The following is a 17,095-nucleotide window of genomic DNA, read 5'->3' as shown; positions in this document are numbered from 1 at the left end:
ATCAAACCCCTACCTTAACGGTGATGTGACAAGTACGCTTAGTAATACGATCTGCACGGCCTTTAGCACGTGGCATAATACGTTTCAGGCTAATGCCTTCATCAACGTAAATCGTAGAAACTTTAAGGTCGTCTACATCTAAACTGTTATTGTGTTCAGCATTTGCAATTGCAGATTCCAAAGCTTTTTTCACTAAAACAGCAGCTTTTTTGTTGCTGAAGTTTAGGATATTAAGCGCGTGAGCAACAGATTTGCCACGGATTAGGTCTGCAACCAAACGTGCCTTTTGTGCCGAGATAGCGGCACCGCGTAATTTAGCAGTTACTTCCATCATGACACCTATTAACGTTTAGATTTCTTGTCAACACCGTGACCACGATAGGTACGAGTTGGCGCGAATTCACCGAGTTTATGACCAACCATGTGTTCAGTAATGATTACTGGAACGTGGTTACGACCATTGTGAACAGAAATTGTTAAACCAACAAAATCTGGAAGAATCATTGAGCGACGAGACCAAGTTTTGATCGGCTTACGGTTGTTAGCAGCTACAGCAGCTTCAACCTTAGCGAACAAATGCGCGTCGACGAATGGACCTTTTTTTAATGAACGAGGCATTAGTCAGATTCCTTTACTTGACGCGACGGTCGCGGATAATCATCTTAGTCGTACGCTTATTGGTACGAGTCTTGTACCCTTTCGCTTTTTGACCCCATGGGCTTACAGGTTGGATACCTTTGTTACGCCCTTCACCACCACCGTGTGGATGGTCAACTGGGTTCATCGCCATACCGCGAACGGTAGGACGAACACCACGCCAGCGCGCTGCACCAGCTTTACCCAATGAACGTAGGTTGCTTTCTTGGTTAGAAACTTCACCAATAACAGCACGGCATTCAACGTGTACTTTACGCATCTCGCCTGAACGCAGACGAATGATTGCGTAAGAACCATCACGACCCAACAACTGAACTGATGTACCAGCAGAACGTGCAATTTGAGCACCTTTACCGATTTTAAGTTCAACGTTATGTAGTGTAGAACCGATAGGCATATTACGAAGTGGTAAGCAGTTACCTGGACGAATTGGAGCATCGTTACCAGATTGAACTTTATCACCCGCACGCAAACCTTTAGGCGCAATGATGTAACGACGTTCACCATCAGCATATTTCAACAAAGCAATATGCGCTGTACGGTTAGGATCGTACTCAATGCGTTCTACAGTTGCAGGAACGCCATCTTTGTTACGTTTAAAGTCAACGATACGGTAGTTTTGCTTGTGTCCACCACCAACGTGACGAGTCGTAATGTGACCGTTGTTATTACGACCACCAGTACGTTTTTTAGCTTCAACCAACGGTGCATAAGGCGCGCCTTTGTGAAGATGGCTATGCACCACTTTCTCTACAAAGCGACGTCCTGGAGACGTTGGCTTACATTTTTGAATCGGCATAATTTTCGTCCTTATTCCGCTGCGCTTTCAGCGGTATCGCCCAAGTCAGCCATTTCAACATCTTGGCCAGCTTTCAGGGTGACGTATGCTTTTTTAACATCAGAACGACGTCCTAATGTTTTACCAAAGCGCTTAGTCTTACCTTTAGTAATAGTTGTGTTAACTTTAACAACTTCTACACCAAATAGTTGTTCTACTGCTTTTTTAACTTCAAGCTTAGTTGCATTAATATCAACTTTAAACACTTGAACACCAGCAGTATCACCTAAAACTTGTGCCTTTTCTGAGAAGACCGGTCCTTTTAGGACTTGATAGATACGTTCGTTGTTCATCCGAGTTCTACCTCAATTTTCTTAGCAGCAGCTACAGACATGACAACTTTATCAAACGCGATCAAGCTAACAGGATCGATTGCAGCAGCATCTACCACATCAACGTGTGGAAGGTTACGTGCAGCAAGATATAAGTTCTCATCTACAGCATCAGTCACGATAAGTGCACGAGCTGCATTCAAGTCGTTAAGTTTTGCAAGCAATTCTTTAGTTTTAGGAGCAGCAACAGCAAACTCTTCAACCAATACAAGACGATCCTGACGAACAAGTTCAGCAAGGATACATTGCATTGCACCGCGGTACATTTTGCGGTTTACTTTTTGAGACCAGTCTTGTGGACGTGCAGCAAAAGTTTTACCACCGCCAACCCAGATTGGGCTACGAATAGAACCAGCACGAGCGCGGCCAGTACCTTTTTGACGGAATGGCTTTTTACCACCACCAGATACTTCAGCACGTGATTTTTGAGCACGCGTACCTTGACGGCCACCAGCCAAATAAGCTGTAACCACTTGGTGTACAAGCGCTTCATTAAATTCACGTCCGAAAGCAACTTCAGACAACTCAACAGCAGAGCCGGAAACAGTTTTTAAATTCACGTTATTTCCCCTCAGGCCTTGATCGTAGGACGAACGATAACGTCGCCACCAGTAGCACCAGGAATCGCACCTTTAACAACAAGAACTGAACGTTCTGCGTCAATGGATACAATTTCAAGACCTTGTACTGTTACGCGTTCATCACCTAAGTGACCGGCCATTTTTTTGCCTTTGAACACGCGTCCAGGAGTTTGGTTTTGACCTGTAGAACCTAAAACACGGTGAGAAACTGAGTTACCGTGAGTCGCGTCTTGGGTACGGAAGTTCCAACGCTTAACACCACCTTGGAAACCTTTACCTTTTGATTGACCAGTAACGTCAACAATTTGACCCACTGTGAACAAATCAACACCAATACTGCCGCCAACTTCACGACCTTCAAGCTCAGCTTCAGTCACGCGAAACTCTTTAACCAAACGACCAGCAGCCACACCCGCTTTCGCAAAGTGACCTTTCTGTGCATTGGTTACGCGAGATTCACGACGTTCACCAGTAGTAACTTGAACCGCTTGATAACCATCAGTTTCAAGCGTTTTAATTTGAGTGATACGGTTAGGATCAACCTCAATCACTGTAACAGGCACAGAGACGCCGGCATCTGTAAAGATACGGGTCATACCGCACTTGCGGCCGACTAAACCAATAGCCATGTGTGTAACCTCTAAAAAAGCAGCTTAATTAATGCCAGGCACTAATTAACCCGAAAGCCTTAACCCAATGCGATCTGAACATCAACACCCGCTGCAAGATCCAATTTCATCAATGCATCAACAGTTTTATCTGTTGGTTGAACGATATCGATCAAACGTTTGTAGGTGCGGATTTCGTACTGATCACGCGCATCTTTGTTTACGTGCGGTGAAGTAAGAACGTTGAAGCGTTCGATGCGAGTAGGCATCGGGATTGGACCACACACTTGTGCGCCAGTACGCTTAGCGGTTTCTACGATCTCTTGAGAAGATTGATCAATCAGACGATGATCAAAAGACTTAAGACGGATACGGATTCTCTGGTTAGACATACCAGTAAACTCCAAGCCAAAATATATAAAGAATCACCTTTGACGCACCTCACCCATTGGTAAGTGTCAAAGGCAGTGAAAATCACTAAGGTCACGATCGATGCCGCGACTGTCATGCATTTACTACGTTCTTTGCAGTAAATGACCTCACAATTTGAGGGTCGCTCATTATAACGACTGTTTAAGTCTTATGCAATTCTATTTGTTGCTGAATCGTTAAATATCCGAGTTTTATTTTAAATCATTTGCATTTTATTTTGATTACGATGCGTTCACTACATATTCAATCGCCTGATTGAGCAATTGGTTTCCTTCTATAAATTTTGATTGTTTTGATTGTTTGAGTTGATTGGCTGGCTGTACATATTCTCCATGAAAAATGGCTACTTCATCGTCATTTTCCAAAAATAACTCCAGTGTTTGTGGGGTGATTTCTGGGTGAAACTGAAAACCTAAAACATTTTGCCCAATCTGATACATCTGATTACGACAGACGTCATTTTCAGCTAAATGAATCGCACCTTTGGGAATCTCAAAAGTTTCACTGTGCCACTGCATCACATGTAAAGAAGACGGTAAAGGAAAACACTGCGTTGCCGATTGTGGTACTCGATGTACGGTCGTCCAACCTAACTCCTGAAATGGATTGCGGCTCACGGCAGCACCTAAAGCATTGGCAATCAGTTGTCCACCCAGACACAATCCAATCGCCGGTTTACCCGCGGCTAAATAACGACGAATCCAGCGTTTTTCAATTTTCAACCAAGGAAAATTGGCTTCATCATTAACACTCATGGTTCCGCCCATAATGATCAGTAAATCGACATCGTCAATACGAGGGAGCGCCTCTATTTCAAGCGGTAAATCAGGGGGGAGTGCGAAAAATTCAGTCGCGGTAATTTTTGACTGATGTGTTTTCAAAAAATCATAACAACTCCCGAACCCTTCACCAGCAATATGCTGAAAATAATGCACTTTTAAATGCGACTTCATGCACTTAGAACCTATATTGTTGTTGGTATTAGCTAAGTCATAGCAAAAATGAAGCCAACTTTTGTCAACACAGTTTTATGTAAAGAAATACTCACAAAACTCGACCAAAACTAGCAGAAAGGATTTATATTTTTTAATCTAGAGCTAAATCACCTAAATGATATGCACCATGACAGATAATAAAACCATTCAAACCCAGCTTATTCACGCCCCACGAAAGGCTCCTCAATACATTGTGAGCATTCAACCTCCCCTGTTTCGTGCATCGACGATTATATTTCCATCGACAGCGCACCTTTTTGATCGGCATTGGACAGATGCTTATGATTATAGTTATGGCACCCATGGCACACCGACCACTTATACCTTAGCTGATCAATTGGCACAGCTTGAAGGGGGGACATATTGCTTACTCGCACCGAGTGGACTATCTGCCATTAATCTGGTTAATTCAACCTTTTTAAATCAAGGCGATGAAGTTTGGGTTCCAGATAATGTGTATGGCCCAAACATGGAACATCTCAAAAATCTACAACAACGTTATGGCATCATCGTTAAAGTCTATAATCCGATTGATGCCGACTCATTTACGCCTTCTGCACACACTAAACTGATCTGGCTCGAAGCGGCAGGTTCAGTCACTCTAGAATTTCCCGATCTTAAAAATCTGGTTAAAAAAGCCAGACAAGCCAATGTGTTGATTGCATTGGACAATACATGGGGCGCAGGACTCGCCTTTAACGCTTTCGATTTTTCAGATGAACATTTATCCGTTGACATCACCATCCATGCGCTCACCAAGTATCCAAGCGGCGGTGGTGATATCTTAATGGGCAGTGTCATTACTCGGGATCAGAAACTTTATCATCAGCTCTTTAAGATGCATGCCACTCAGGGAATCTGTGTGTCGGGTGATGATACCGCACAGGTTATACGTAGCCTGCCGCATATACGCCTACGTTATCAACAACAAGCCAAAACCACACAAGACCTATTAGCGTGGCTCAAACAGCAGCCTGAGTTTGCACAAGTTTTACATCCCAGCGATGCGAATAGTCCTGGACACACCTTTTGGCAAGAAATCTGTATAGATCAACAAAGCGCAGGCTTGGTCAGTGTGATCTTTCAAGCCGACTATGACATCAGCGCCGTCCGCCGCTTTTGTGATGCCTTAACATTATTTAAATTAGGTTTTAGTTGGGGCGGCCCCGTAAGTCTGGTGATGCTTTATGATTTAAAACAGATGCGAGTATTGCCAAATACACATCTACAACAGGGTTTATTGGTTCGCTTTTGTATAGGACTAGAATCTGCCCAAGATTTAATACAAGATATCCAAAATGCACTCCAACAAATTGAAAAGTGATAAGAATAGGAATAAGTATGGGCACACCAATTGTGATTGCAAAAAAAACGACTGATATTCATCAGGATATTGTTTTACATTCCGAATTTGCGAACCGTCACGGTCTGATTGCAGGTGCAACAGGAACAGGTAAAACTGTGACACTCAAAGTCATGGCTGAAAATTTTTCTCGGATTGGTGTGCCTGTTTTTTTAGCAGATGCCAAAGGTGACGTCTCGAGTATTGCCAAAGCGGGAAGTGATAATCCAAAATTTGATGAACGGATTAAATCACTTGGTTTAGACACTATTGCGTTTGCTGCTTCTCCCACTATTTTTTGGGATTTATTTGGTGAACAAGGTCATCCAATTCGTACCACTGTCTCTGAAATCGGGCCATTGCTTTTGGCTCAAATGCTAAATTTAAATGATACACAGGAAGGTGTACTTTCTGCGGTGTTTCGTATTGCAGATGATCAAGGGTTATTGCTCATTGATTTTAAAGACTTAAAGGCCATGCTGAGTTATGTCAGTGACAATGCGGCTGAGCTAAAAGCTGAATATGGCAATTTATCACCTGCAAGTTTAGGCGCAATCCAGCGAAATTTATTGGCACTTGGTGATCAAGGTGGTGAACAGTTTTTTGGTGAGCCAAGTTTAAATATTCTGGATTTTATTCAGACCGATAGCAATGGTCATGGTTATATCAACCTGCTCACCGCAGATAAACTGATGAATACACCAAAACTCTATGCAACCTTTTTGCTGTGGATGCTTTCAGAGTTATTTGAACAATTACCAGAAGTTGGAGATCTGGATAAACCAAAACTGGTATTTTTCTTTGATGAAGCGCACTTACTTTTTGACAATGCCAGCCCTGCTCTCCAACAAAAAATTGAACAAGTGGTACGTTTGATTCGTTCCAAAGGTGTGGGCATTTATTTTATTAGCCAAAACCCACTCGACATACCAGAAACGGTTTTAGGGCAACTCGGAAATCGGGTTCAACATGCTTTACGCGCCTTTACACCAAAAGATCAAAAAGCAGTGAAAACAGCAGCAGATACCTTTCGTGCCAATCCTGAATTTAAAGTCGATCAAGCCATTACTGAGCTTGCCGTTGGTGAAGCATTGATTAGTTTTCTGGATGAACAAGGCACGCCACAGATCGTGGAACGTGGCTGGATCATGCCTCCCTACTCTGCATTTAGCCCTTTAAGCGCTGATGAACGTAAAGCATTAATGTCGCAAAGTATTGTCGCAGGAATCTATGAACACGCTGTAGATCGAGATAGCGCCTATGAAATGTTACAGCGCAAAGTGAACGAAAGTGCGGCGCAACAACAAGCCCAGCTCGAAGCCGCACAACAAGCCAAACAACAAGAAACAGATGCCAAGCAACAGGCAAAAGAACAAGAGCGTTTAGTACGTGAACAGCAAAAGGCAGATGAAAAAGCACAACGCGAGCGTGACAAACTCACTCAAGACGTACTTGGAACCTTCGCAAAAAGCGCAGCACGTAGTTTAGGCGGACCAACAGGACAAAGACTGGTTCGCGGCTTGCTCGGCTCCTTGTTTGGAAAACGCTAAATAACTTTCAAAAATACACTGATTTTACAAAACTCAGCTCTTGTAAAATCAGTGTTTAATTTTTTTGCGAAAAACCAATCAATTTGACCAATACGATCTATTTAATCCCTTAAAAAAGTTATGACTTTTAATTAAAGATGCATTGCAAATGTATTTTATAAGATGTATTTTAAATATATCTTATATAGCCAGATAAAAAGGTCTAGCCATGACTCCACAACAAATCGAACTTGTAAAATCAACTGTACCTGTCTTACGTGAACACGGCGTCGCACTGACCAGCTATTTTTATAAGCGTATGCTTGGCAATCATCCTGAACTCAAAAATGTGTTTAATCTGGACCACCAAACAACAGGACGTCAACCACGCGCCTTAGCCGCAGCAGTTTTGGCTTATGCAGAAAATATCGAAACCCCTGAAAAACTAGCCAAAGCAGTGGAACATATTGCAACCAAACACGTCAGTCTGGATATTCAGCCCGCGCAATACTCGATTGTGGGGGAAAACTTATTACATTCGATTAGTGAGGTGCTTGATGTTCCGTTTGAATCAGATTTAATCGAAGCGTGGAAACAAGCCTATTTGCAATTAGCTGATATCTTAATTGGGGCTGAGCAACAAAAATATGATCAGTTAGCTGCGCAAAATGGAGGATGGTCAGGTTGGCGTAATTTCAAAATTGTGTCGATCGAAGATCATGCTGAAGGTAAATTTTTTAACATTCGTGCAGCCGATCAGCAAACGATTCCAACGGCACAAGCAGGTGAATATATTTCGGTCAAAGTCCATGTTCCCGAGAAAGGAATTGATCAACCTCAACAATTTAGCTTTAGTTCAGCTCAGGATACAGCTCAATATGGTTTCTTAGTCAAATCACAAGCTGAACATAGTGAATACGATGTTGCCAATATTCTGTTAAGTCACTATCAAGTCGGAGATGAGCTCGCTGTTTCTGCTCCTCTCAAAGGTTAAACTGAATATAACCCGAATCGCGGATAAGCAATTGACTTGAAAAATAAGGGGACTAGAGCCATCAGTTGAGTTACCACACCAAACCTAAAGCTCTAGCCCTGATGTTCAATAGTACCGAATTATTCTGCATCATTGATGATTTCTTTCTTAAATTTGAAGCAACTTATTGGAAGTTTCTCAAACAAAGTCGTCGCTCTGTAAGAATTCGACCAGCCCAGCTGAGTCTCTCAGAAATACATTTTATCGCCATTTGGTATAAGTGTTCTCATTTCAACAATTTCAAAGCTTTCTTTTCATGGTTGAAGCAGGATAAAAATCATTTATTTAAACGCTTACCCTGTTACCAAAGGATGATTCACCTGATCAATATGCATCAATTAGCTCTACATGCTTTACATGTCGCTTTGATGAAAGGTGAATACAAACAATATTTATGGATTGATTCAACGACTCTGCCTGTCTGTAAAAATCAGCGTATTCAGCGTCATAAATCATTAGCCAAGATTGCATCTCGCGGTAAAAGTTCAATGGGATGGTTTTATGGCTGTAAGTTACATATCGTGATGAATCAATTCGGTGAGATCGTTAGCTCAGGCTTATCTAATGGGCATGTTGCTGACATAAAAATGGTTGAACAATTGGTTGAAGGCTTAGACGCAAAGCTTTATGCGGATCGTGGCTATATCAGTCAAAATTTAAAAAGCAGGTTAAAAGATCAAGGGGTTGATTTGATTACTTACCATAGAAAGAACATGCAGGCTATTCAACTCTGTTCATCAGATAAATATCATTTAAAACAACGCAATAAGATAGAAACGTTATTCAGCTTATTGAAAGGACAATACAATTTAGTGACGAGTAAAGCACGTAGTATTCATGGATTTCTTAGCGGAATTTATGCATCGTTATGTGCATATCAATTAACTCATCGGAATAAGCCAACAATTCAAGTTATGGAATCATTAGCTTAAGCAGGATTCGGGTTGAATATAAGATTAAACTAAATATAAAATTGTGATTTTCAGGTGTTTGGACTCGGGAGTTTCCTTCGGGAAACTTTCAGGCTAATATGATCTTTATAAATTTCTGGTATTTAGCTGAACATGCAACTCAATAAATTTACCGACTATGCCTTGCGTATACTCATGTACGTTTCACGCCCAAGTGAAATGCCGTATACCATCGCAGAAATCGCACGGGATTTGCATGTTTCTCAAAACCATTTGGTCAAAATTGTACATTTCATGGCAAAACAGGAATGGATCATTACCACGCGCGGCAAAGGCGGTGGACTTCGTTTAAATCCCAAAGCGCTCGATCTGACATTAGGTAAAATTGTACGGATCTTACAAGGTGATCATCAGATTGTAGAATGCAATACTCCGCCTTGTGTATTACGCGCGCACTGCGGCTTAAAAGGAATTTTAGATGATGCACTGGAAAGCTTTTATCAAACACTCGATCAATATAGCTTAGCCGATGTTTTGGCTGCTCCGCCTTCTGCCTCCAGTCATTCACCGATCGAGTTTATCTCGATCTCCTGATCGTTTTGATCCAAATGCTGTTAAAATTCGCGTGAAAGGCTCGCATCCTTTATAATGCGTTTTAAATATATTTTGATTGTAAAAGTTAAGCTCTATGCATCGCTATGCGAAATCCAAAGATACCAAAGCCAAACTCGCACCTAAACAAAAAATTAGTTATGAGAAAAAGGCTGATCCTGCAATTACTGAATACTCAGTAAAGGCACTCAATTGGCTACGCAAAGCTGAATTTTTAATGAGTGCGCCCAAACTGGCACTTTGTGTAGAAGATACAGGTTATGAAATTGCCTTTGCAGGACGTTCCAATGCAGGCAAGTCCAGTGCCATTAATACCTTAACCAATCAAAAACAACTGGCACGTGCGTCTAAAAAGCCAGGACGTACCCAGATGATTAACTTTTTTAGTCTAGGGAATCCTGATCAGCGTCTGGTGGATTTGCCAGGCTATGGTTATGCTGCTGTCCCTGAAGATATGAAACGGGTTTGGCAGAAAGAACTTGAAAATTATCTGATTCATCGTCAAAGCTTACAGGGTTTAGTGCTATTGATGGATATTCGTCATCCACTCCAGCATTTCGATACCATGATGCTGGAATGGGCGCATTCACGTAAATTGTTTGTGCATATTTTACTGACCAAAGCGGATAAAATGAATCGTGGTCCCGCTCATCAAGCCCTACTCGAAGTTAAACAAAATCTAAAAAAGATGAAGCTGAATTTTTCAATTCAACTATTTTCATCACTCAATAAACAAGGACTTGAAGAGCTTGCCAGTGTAATGGCAGGTCGCTTAAATTATACGCTAGAACAAGAACCTGAATTTGACCTCAGTCAAATTGCAGAGGCTACAATTGATGATGAAGATGAAGCAGATTTAGTATTAAAAGAAGAATAAACTACCGCTTTTCTGATCATTTCATCACGTAATGACAATTGAATGTCCCGTATTGCAAAGCAAAATACAGGGGCATTTTTTATACTCAAAAAAACCAGCAAAAGTTCGATAAGAACAAATAAAGGTAAGGACATGAGTATTTTTTCATTTTTTAAACACAAGTTACCAGGATCTTCGATTCACTATCGCATTCAACCACGAAAGGTAAAATTCGACTGGAAAGAAACTCCAGTGGACTGGATTCCCAATCAACCTTTTGCCAGTTATTTCATCAATGAAATTAACAATATCTTACCTGCGGGCGAGTTCTGGTTCTGTCGTCTTTATAATAAAGTCTTGCCGCAAATTACCGATGAAAAACTCAGACAAGATGTACAGGCTTTTATTCGGCAAGAAGCCATGCATGCCAATGCGCATACCTCTGCCAATAAAGAATATTTGTCTGCCCGTAATATCGATATCCAGCGTAATCTGGATATCATGAACTTTTTATTTAGCAAGTTATTGGCTGATAAACCTTTAGACTATGAAGTACCTAAAGCGTTACAACATCAGTGGGATTTATTTCGTTTAGGTGTGATTGCCACAGTAGAACACATGACGTGTGTATTGGGTAAATACGCGCTTTACAACAAAAAATGGGAAGAACTCGGCGCTGACCCTGAAATGGTCGATTTAGTCAAATGGCATGGTGCAGAAGAAATTGAACATCGAACAGTCGCATTTGATTTATATCGTCATTTGGGTGGTGGTTATATTGCCCGTTATTATTTAAGTGTCGCAGTGATTGCGGGGGTATTAGGTTTATGGGTCGATGGTGCCGCACATATCATGAAACAAGACCCACGTTTCGCAGATAAAAATCCGAGTCTGTGGCATCCTTGGATCTGGTTAGAATGGCTTAAACAAGGGCGCAAAGATAACCAAGTGCTTCCTAGCCCAATCTGGTTGGTTGCACAACAGATCGATTATTTAATGCCATGGTATGATCCTGTCAAAGAAGGGAGTACCGAAGATGCTGTCCAATATTTAGATCAATCTCCAGCAGCGAAACGGGCGTTATTAACTGCTGCTTGAATGAAGTTACTTGAGTAAAACAAGAGGTAAAAAGCAGAAGTTCTCTTCTGCTTTTTATCATTTTCGCGATGCAATGTCTTGCAATCGAGCATCTTAATCGCACTGCATTTTAAGATGTTTCAATGGAATCTGATTTGGCATAACGATCTACCACGACACTAATCATCATATCCCCCTGCACATTGACCACAGTTCGTACCGTATCTAAAATTCGGTCGATTGGCAGTAAAATCGCAATCGCTTCGGCAGGAAGCCCAACAGACTGTAGCACCATGATCATGGTGACCATTCCTGCACTAGGAATTCCGGGCGCACCCAATGATGCAATCATGGCAGTTAAACAAACAATCAATTGCTGAGTCAGGGTTAAATCCATTCCTACCAGATTAGCAATAAATAATGCGGCAGCAGCTTCATAGAGCGCGGTACCGTCCATATTTAACTGCGTTCCCAAAGGAATAACAAAACCTGCTGTTTGTGGGCGAACCTTGAGATTTTCTTGGGCACACTTCATGCTCAATGGCATCGTGGCTGAACTGGAACTGGTGGCAAAAGCAGTAATGAGGGCTAAGCGTGTACCTTTAAAAAAAGTGATTGGATTCATTTTCCCAAAAATCCACAGTAATAAAGGCAACACCACCGCACCATGAAAAATCGTCGTTCCTGTTACGACTAAGGCGAACTCAGCCAAACTGTTCAGGATTTTGACATCTTCAGTTGCAATCAGTTTAGCGAGTAAGGCTAAAATTCCTAACGGTGCCAATTTCATGACCCAACCCACCAACATCATCATGATGTCAAAAAACTGTAAGCTTAGAACCCGTACAGACTGAAAACGATCTCCGCCTTTAATTAAAGCCGCCCCGATGAACAAAGCGAACACCACGACTGCCAGAACATTGCCATCGCTAAAAGCTTTAAAGGGATTAATCAGCGTATTTTGAATAAAATTAGTAAAGAAGGTGGATGGCGATAATGTATCTGGAGATTGATGATTGCTCATGGCTTCACTAAAAATTCCGATATCTATGCCCTTGCCCACTCCAAATAAATGAGCACAGCCAATACCGAGAATTAAAGCCAATGTAGTCGTCGTTAAACAACATAATGCTGTTATTTTCCAGACTCGTCCAAACTGCCCGCTGGCTTGCAAATTTGAAACTCCCACCACAATTGAGGAAAAAATCAGTGGGATTAAAAGCATTTTCAACAGTCCGATAAATACGCTACTGATAATACCGAGTCCATAGAGACTCTGTTGAAAAAAAGCGGTGTCTGGGTATAGATTTAATAAAAACCCAAATGCGATACCGATGATTGCAGCAACTAAAATCTGTGTATTTAAGCTCATACCATTTGAAATAGAATGTCATTGTTTTGGATTACTATGACATGCAAGATGTCTAGAATCGAATAATTTTTTAGCATATCTGACAATTTAAAAATAAAAAGCCGCATCCATGCAGCTTTAGTGAAACATTTGATGTGGTTTTATTGGTTATTGGCTATTTCACGCAGGCGTATAAGCCCCTCTTGTGTGGTACTACAGACCAGTTGTCCATTTTGCCACATGCGTCCAAAATTTAATCCGCGTGAATTTGCAGTGACGGTCGCTTCCATGTCATACAGCATCCATTCATCCGCACGGACTGGACGATGAAAATAAATGGCATGATCGATACTGGCACATTGCAAACTCGGTGAAATATAGCTTAAACCATGCGGTTTTAAGGAAGTCGTCATTAAGCTAAAATCAGAATAAAATGCAACGATCGCTTGATGTAAAGACTGCTCATCCAACTCTTGAGGAATAGGATCATGGGTTCGGATATAGTGTGCGTTAATCGGTGCTTGTGGTTGAGGTTGAAATGGATTGACTGGATCAATCGGGCGAATTTCAACATGTCGATCACGCATAAAACTGGCACGCACATTTTCAGGCAGGAAATTAACTAATCCTTCTTTGAGTTCATTTTCTGATTTGAGGTCTTCTGGCGCTGGATAGTTAGGTTCTTCAGGTTGATAATTCAAACCTTCTTCAAGATAAGCAAACGATATCATTGCCGAAAAGATGGTACGACCATGCTGAATAGCACGAACTTGACGACTGGAAAAGCTTCGACCATCGCGTAAAGGATCGACTTCGTAAATAATCGGTGCATTGACATCACCGCCATAGAGAAAATAAGCATGTAGCGAATGTGCAGGACGATCTGTGGTATAGGACGCAGCACGTAACGCTTGTCCCAGAACTTGTCCACCAAATACGCGTTTTCCGACCAGATTACGGCTTTGTCCACGGTATAAATGATCTTCAAGCTTTTCAAGAGATAAAAGCTCGACAAGTTCCTGGGTTAATGCATTCATAAGATACCTTTAAAGTGTCGGCAATTTAAAAACAAGACAACTGTAAACTATAAAACATATATACGGTATTTTTCCACAAATTCAGAGTATAACCATCAAGATTAGTTGACTGTCATGTCACACTTTAGCATTGTTATTCGTATTAAAAATACGTTTTTTAACGATAAACACTAGCGCAATCCATGTGATTTATCAGAAAATAGCCCATTGTTTTTCACATCAATTCACTAAGGCAGTTTTCGTTCTTTAGGACGGAGTATTGTTGTTTGAGTAGGAGTTCTTATGGCCAAGAGTGGCTTGGGTCAGATGTATCGACGCCTGTCGAGTAAGTTACTTGACCTCGTGGTAACACCGCATGTTCTTGGGGAAGTCCCTTCTGAATCTACCGATCAGCAGACTTCAGAACATCCTGCACAGAAAAAAGTCGTCTGCTATGTATTACAAAATTACTCTCGCAGCAATGCTTTAGTTCTTGATGGTGAAACACGTCGCTTGCATTTAAAGCCTGCACTAGATCCACTGGTGATGGATGATCACAAAGAAAAAGCATCGGTTTTATTTTTACAGCATCACGATGAAAAGAATTTACTCAATCCACCACCGCATGCCTTTCCTCCGCGATTACTGCGTTTAATTGAGTTTTTAGACAAACATCCTGACTACGATATTGAACTGGTTCCTGTCACGGTGCTATGGGGGCGCTCTCCTGATAAAGAAGATTCATGGTTTAAGTTGTTATTTACCGATACATGGGCAACCCCAGGTAAAGTCAAACAATTGATGAATATCGGTCTGCATGGTCGTCAAACTTATGTTGAGTTTCATGAACCGCAGTCGTTACGCCAACTGGTCAACTATGCCAGTGCGCATTATCCGAATCTGTCTCCTGCCACGTATATCGTGAGCACTCTGAATGACTATTTAGATAGTCAGCGTGAAGTGGTTCTGGGGCCTGACTTGTCTGACCGCCGTAATGTGATGGAATCCCTGATCAAATCACGTGATGTGCAGGATGCGATTCGTCGGGAAAGTATTCGCGGCAAAGTCAGCATGCTTGAAGCTGAACGCCGTGCGATTGGCTATTTAAATGAAATTGTCTCAGATTATTCATATTCAGCCATCCGTTTTGCTGATATGGCCCTGACTCGATTGTGGACACAACTTTATGATGGTGTCGAAGTTCATAACTTTAGTACCGTACGTGAACTGGCCAAAGACTACGAAATTATCTACACACCATGTCACCGCAGTCATATCGATTATTTATTGTTGTCTTATGTGATTTATCGTCGTGGTTTAATGGTGCCGTATATCGCAGCGGGAGATAATCTAAATCTGCCATTTGTCGGTCAGCTTTTACGTGGCGGAGGTGCATTTTTTATTCGTCGTTCCTTCCGTGGCAATGCACTTTATACGTCTGTATTTAAAGAATACCTATATAGTATTTTGTCGCGTAATACCCCGCTTGAATATTTTATCGAAGGGGGCCGCTCGCGTACTGGGCGTTTACTTCCTCCTAAAACGGGCATGCTGGCCATGACCATACACAGTCATTTAAGGGGTCGTGCCAAGCCAATTGTTTTTGTTCCAACATATATTGGTTATGAACGCTTAATGGAAGGTTCAACCTATGTAGGAGAAATGCAAGGCAAGCCCAAAGAAGCAGAATCCATCTTCGGGATTATTCAAACTTTACGCAAAATTGAACGTATTTTTGGCAAGGTCCACGTTAACTTCGGTGAACCTGTATTTCTGGACGATTTGCTAAAAGCACATGGTGCAGATCAGATCAAAATTGAGAAAAACGATGATCCGATTCCACCACAAGTTTCAGAGGTCATTAACAGTTCAGCACATGCGATTGTTGAAAATATTAACCGCGCTGTAGTGATCAATCCTGTTTCGTTGCTTTCTTTAATTTTATTAGCAACCCCTAAACACACATTGGACGAAGAGTTGTGTATTAAACAACTCGATGCTTATCGTAATCTTGTTACCACACTTCCTTATGATGAGCGCACACAAGTTACACCGCTGTCTGGTAAAGAAATTATTGCTTACGGCTTAAAACTGAAATTGATTAAGCGTGTTCAGCATGTATTAGGCGACATTATTGCAATCGAAGATTATCAAGCGGTGTTGTTGACCTACTTCCGCAATAATATTTTACATGCTTTTGTGCTGCCATCCTTAATTGCAGCGCTAGTTGAACACAACGGTAGAATTAGCCAGAAAAATCTGATCAATGTCATTAAAACGCTATATCCATTTTTACAGGCGGAGTTATTCCTGAAATGGAAAGCCGAGCAACTTGAACAGCAAATTAGTCAATATGCCGATGCTATAGTCAATGCCAAACTAATTGAACGCGACAGTGAAGGCGACTTGATTAGTCCTGCACCAAATTCAGAAGATCATAATCAATTGGTGATCTTAGCAGCTCCAGTCAAACAAAGTCTGGAACGTTACTACATGACCTTGGCATTAATTGCACAACGCGGTTCTGGAAATATTTCGGTGAAACAAGTCGAGGACTTAAGTCATTTGCTAGGGCAACGCCTGTCGGTTCTCTATGAATTCAACTCACCTGAATTTTTTGATAAATCATTGTTCCAGAGCTTTATCAAAGTTCTGACCCAGCAAGGATATATCTGCACCAATGAACAAGGGGCAATCGCGTTTGAACGCAACTTTAGCAATATGGCTGAAGGTGCCAAATTGGTACTGGATGAAGCAACCTTACAAATGTTGCAACATATCACCACCTTTAATGATGATGAGCTTAAAGCTGCACTGGACGCAGTCGCTTCACAACAAGCAAAACGTCGTTCAAAACGTAAAAAAGCTTAAATGATCCTGTCATATAAAATTTGATCTCAACATGGCAACTTCGGTTGCCATGTT

Annotated in this window: 18 protein-coding genes; 8 read left to right on the top strand and 10 right to left on the bottom strand. The window is 41.5% G+C overall.

Annotation, left to right across the window (positions count from 1 at the left end; all coding sequences use genetic code 11):
• Position 1: 1 nt before the first annotated feature.
• The 8 genes from rplV to EGS47_RS09440 form a co-directional block, all read right to left on the bottom strand.
• Positions 2–331, bottom strand: coding sequence for a 50S ribosomal protein L22 (gene rplV, locus EGS47_RS09475; protein ID WP_004754247.1), 330 nt, complete (start codon positions 329–331; stop codon positions 2–4).
• A gap of 11 nt (positions 332–342) precedes the next feature.
• Complete coding sequence (gene rpsS, locus EGS47_RS09470) at positions 343–618, bottom strand: 30S ribosomal protein S19 (RefSeq protein ID WP_004985338.1); 276 nt, start codon at positions 616–618, stop codon at positions 343–345.
• Positions 619–631: 13 nt separating this feature from the next.
• Complete coding sequence (gene rplB, locus EGS47_RS09465) at positions 632–1,456, bottom strand: 50S ribosomal protein L2 (protein WP_004985332.1); 825 nt, start codon at positions 1,454–1,456, stop codon at positions 632–634.
• 11 nt (positions 1,457–1,467) lie between these two features.
• The gene (gene rplW, locus EGS47_RS09460; protein WP_004985330.1) at positions 1,468–1,788 is read right to left on the bottom strand and encodes a 50S ribosomal protein L23; all 321 of its coding nucleotides are present in this window, start codon (positions 1,786–1,788) and stop codon (positions 1,468–1,470) included.
• Positions 1,785–2,387: a 50S ribosomal protein L4 gene (rplD, locus tag EGS47_RS09455; RefSeq protein ID WP_004985328.1), complete on the bottom strand. Its 603-nt coding sequence runs from the start codon at positions 2,385–2,387 to the stop codon at positions 1,785–1,787. Before rplD ends, rplW begins: the two co-directional genes overlap by 4 nt.
• An 11-nt stretch (positions 2,388–2,398) precedes the next feature.
• Complete coding sequence (gene rplC, locus EGS47_RS09450; RefSeq protein ID WP_044436526.1) at positions 2,399–3,037, bottom strand: 50S ribosomal protein L3; 639 nt, start codon at positions 3,035–3,037, stop codon at positions 2,399–2,401.
• Between the two features lie 59 nt (positions 3,038–3,096).
• Entirely contained in the window at positions 3,097–3,408 is a 312-nt protein-coding gene (gene rpsJ, locus EGS47_RS09445; RefSeq protein ID WP_004725677.1) for a 30S ribosomal protein S10, read from the bottom strand.
• Positions 3,409–3,669: 261 nt separating this feature from the next.
• The gene (locus EGS47_RS09440; protein WP_004985323.1) at positions 3,670–4,401 is read right to left on the bottom strand and encodes a type 1 glutamine amidotransferase; all 732 of its coding nucleotides are present in this window, start codon (positions 4,399–4,401) and stop codon (positions 3,670–3,672) included.
• 169 nt (positions 4,402–4,570) lie between these two features.
• Between EGS47_RS09440 and EGS47_RS09435 the strand changes: the two genes are divergently transcribed.
• The 7 genes from EGS47_RS09435 (at position 4,571) to EGS47_RS09405 (ending at position 11,824) form a co-directional block, all read left to right on the top strand.
• Entirely contained in the window at positions 4,571–5,767 is a 1,197-nt protein-coding gene (locus EGS47_RS09435; RefSeq protein ID WP_119686870.1) for a PLP-dependent transferase, read from the top strand.
• A gap of 17 nt (positions 5,768–5,784) precedes the next feature.
• Complete coding sequence (locus EGS47_RS09430) at positions 5,785–7,335, top strand: helicase HerA-like domain-containing protein (RefSeq protein ID WP_119686871.1); 1,551 nt, start codon at positions 5,785–5,787, stop codon at positions 7,333–7,335.
• Between the two features lie 208 nt (positions 7,336–7,543).
• Positions 7,544–8,308 (top strand): globin domain-containing protein, encoded by a 765-nt coding sequence (locus EGS47_RS09425; RefSeq protein WP_119686872.1) that lies wholly within the window; start codon positions 7,544–7,546, stop codon positions 8,306–8,308.
• Between the two features lie 101 nt (positions 8,309–8,409).
• A complete protein-coding gene (locus EGS47_RS09420; RefSeq protein WP_005001054.1) occupies positions 8,410–9,279 on the top strand; it encodes an IS982 family transposase in 870 nt (289 codons plus the stop codon).
• 132 nt (positions 9,280–9,411) lie between these two features.
• A complete protein-coding gene (locus EGS47_RS09415; protein WP_119686764.1) occupies positions 9,412–9,852 on the top strand; it encodes an RrF2 family transcriptional regulator in 441 nt (146 codons plus the stop codon).
• 94 nt (positions 9,853–9,946) lie between these two features.
• The gene (yihA, locus tag EGS47_RS09410; RefSeq protein ID WP_005002008.1) at positions 9,947–10,747 is read left to right on the top strand and encodes a ribosome biogenesis GTP-binding protein YihA/YsxC; all 801 of its coding nucleotides are present in this window, start codon (positions 9,947–9,949) and stop codon (positions 10,745–10,747) included.
• 132 nt (positions 10,748–10,879) lie between these two features.
• A complete protein-coding gene (locus tag EGS47_RS09405; protein WP_005002006.1) occupies positions 10,880–11,824 on the top strand; it encodes a metal-dependent hydrolase in 945 nt (314 codons plus the stop codon).
• Positions 11,825–11,933: 109 nt separating this feature from the next.
• Here the strand turns inward: EGS47_RS09405 and EGS47_RS09400 are convergent, their stop codons facing one another.
• Both EGS47_RS09400 and EGS47_RS09395 read right to left on the bottom strand, forming a co-directional pair.
• Entirely contained in the window at positions 11,934–13,175 is a 1,242-nt protein-coding gene (locus tag EGS47_RS09400) for a dicarboxylate/amino acid:cation symporter (RefSeq protein WP_119686763.1), read from the bottom strand.
• A gap of 140 nt (positions 13,176–13,315) precedes the next feature.
• Positions 13,316–14,191 carry an acyl-CoA thioesterase gene (locus EGS47_RS09395; protein ID WP_119686762.1) on the bottom strand — a complete coding sequence of 292 codons (876 nt, stop codon included), beginning with the start codon at positions 14,189–14,191 and terminating at the stop codon, positions 13,316–13,318.
• Between the two features lie 282 nt (positions 14,192–14,473).
• Here EGS47_RS09395 and plsB point away from each other — a divergent pair, with 282 nt between their 5' ends.
• Positions 14,474–17,041: a glycerol-3-phosphate 1-O-acyltransferase PlsB gene (gene plsB / locus EGS47_RS09390; RefSeq protein WP_119686761.1), complete on the top strand. Its 2,568-nt coding sequence runs from the start codon at positions 14,474–14,476 to the stop codon at positions 17,039–17,041.
• The last annotated feature ends 54 nt before the right edge of the window (positions 17,042–17,095 follow it).

The sequence above is a fragment of the Acinetobacter sp. FDAARGOS_515 genome, from assembly GCF_003938865.1.
Taxonomy (GTDB): domain Bacteria; phylum Pseudomonadota; class Gammaproteobacteria; order Pseudomonadales; family Moraxellaceae; genus Acinetobacter; species Acinetobacter ursingii.
The sequence above is the reverse complement of the archived record's forward strand: the minus strand, read 5'-3'. Positions and strand labels throughout refer to the sequence as shown.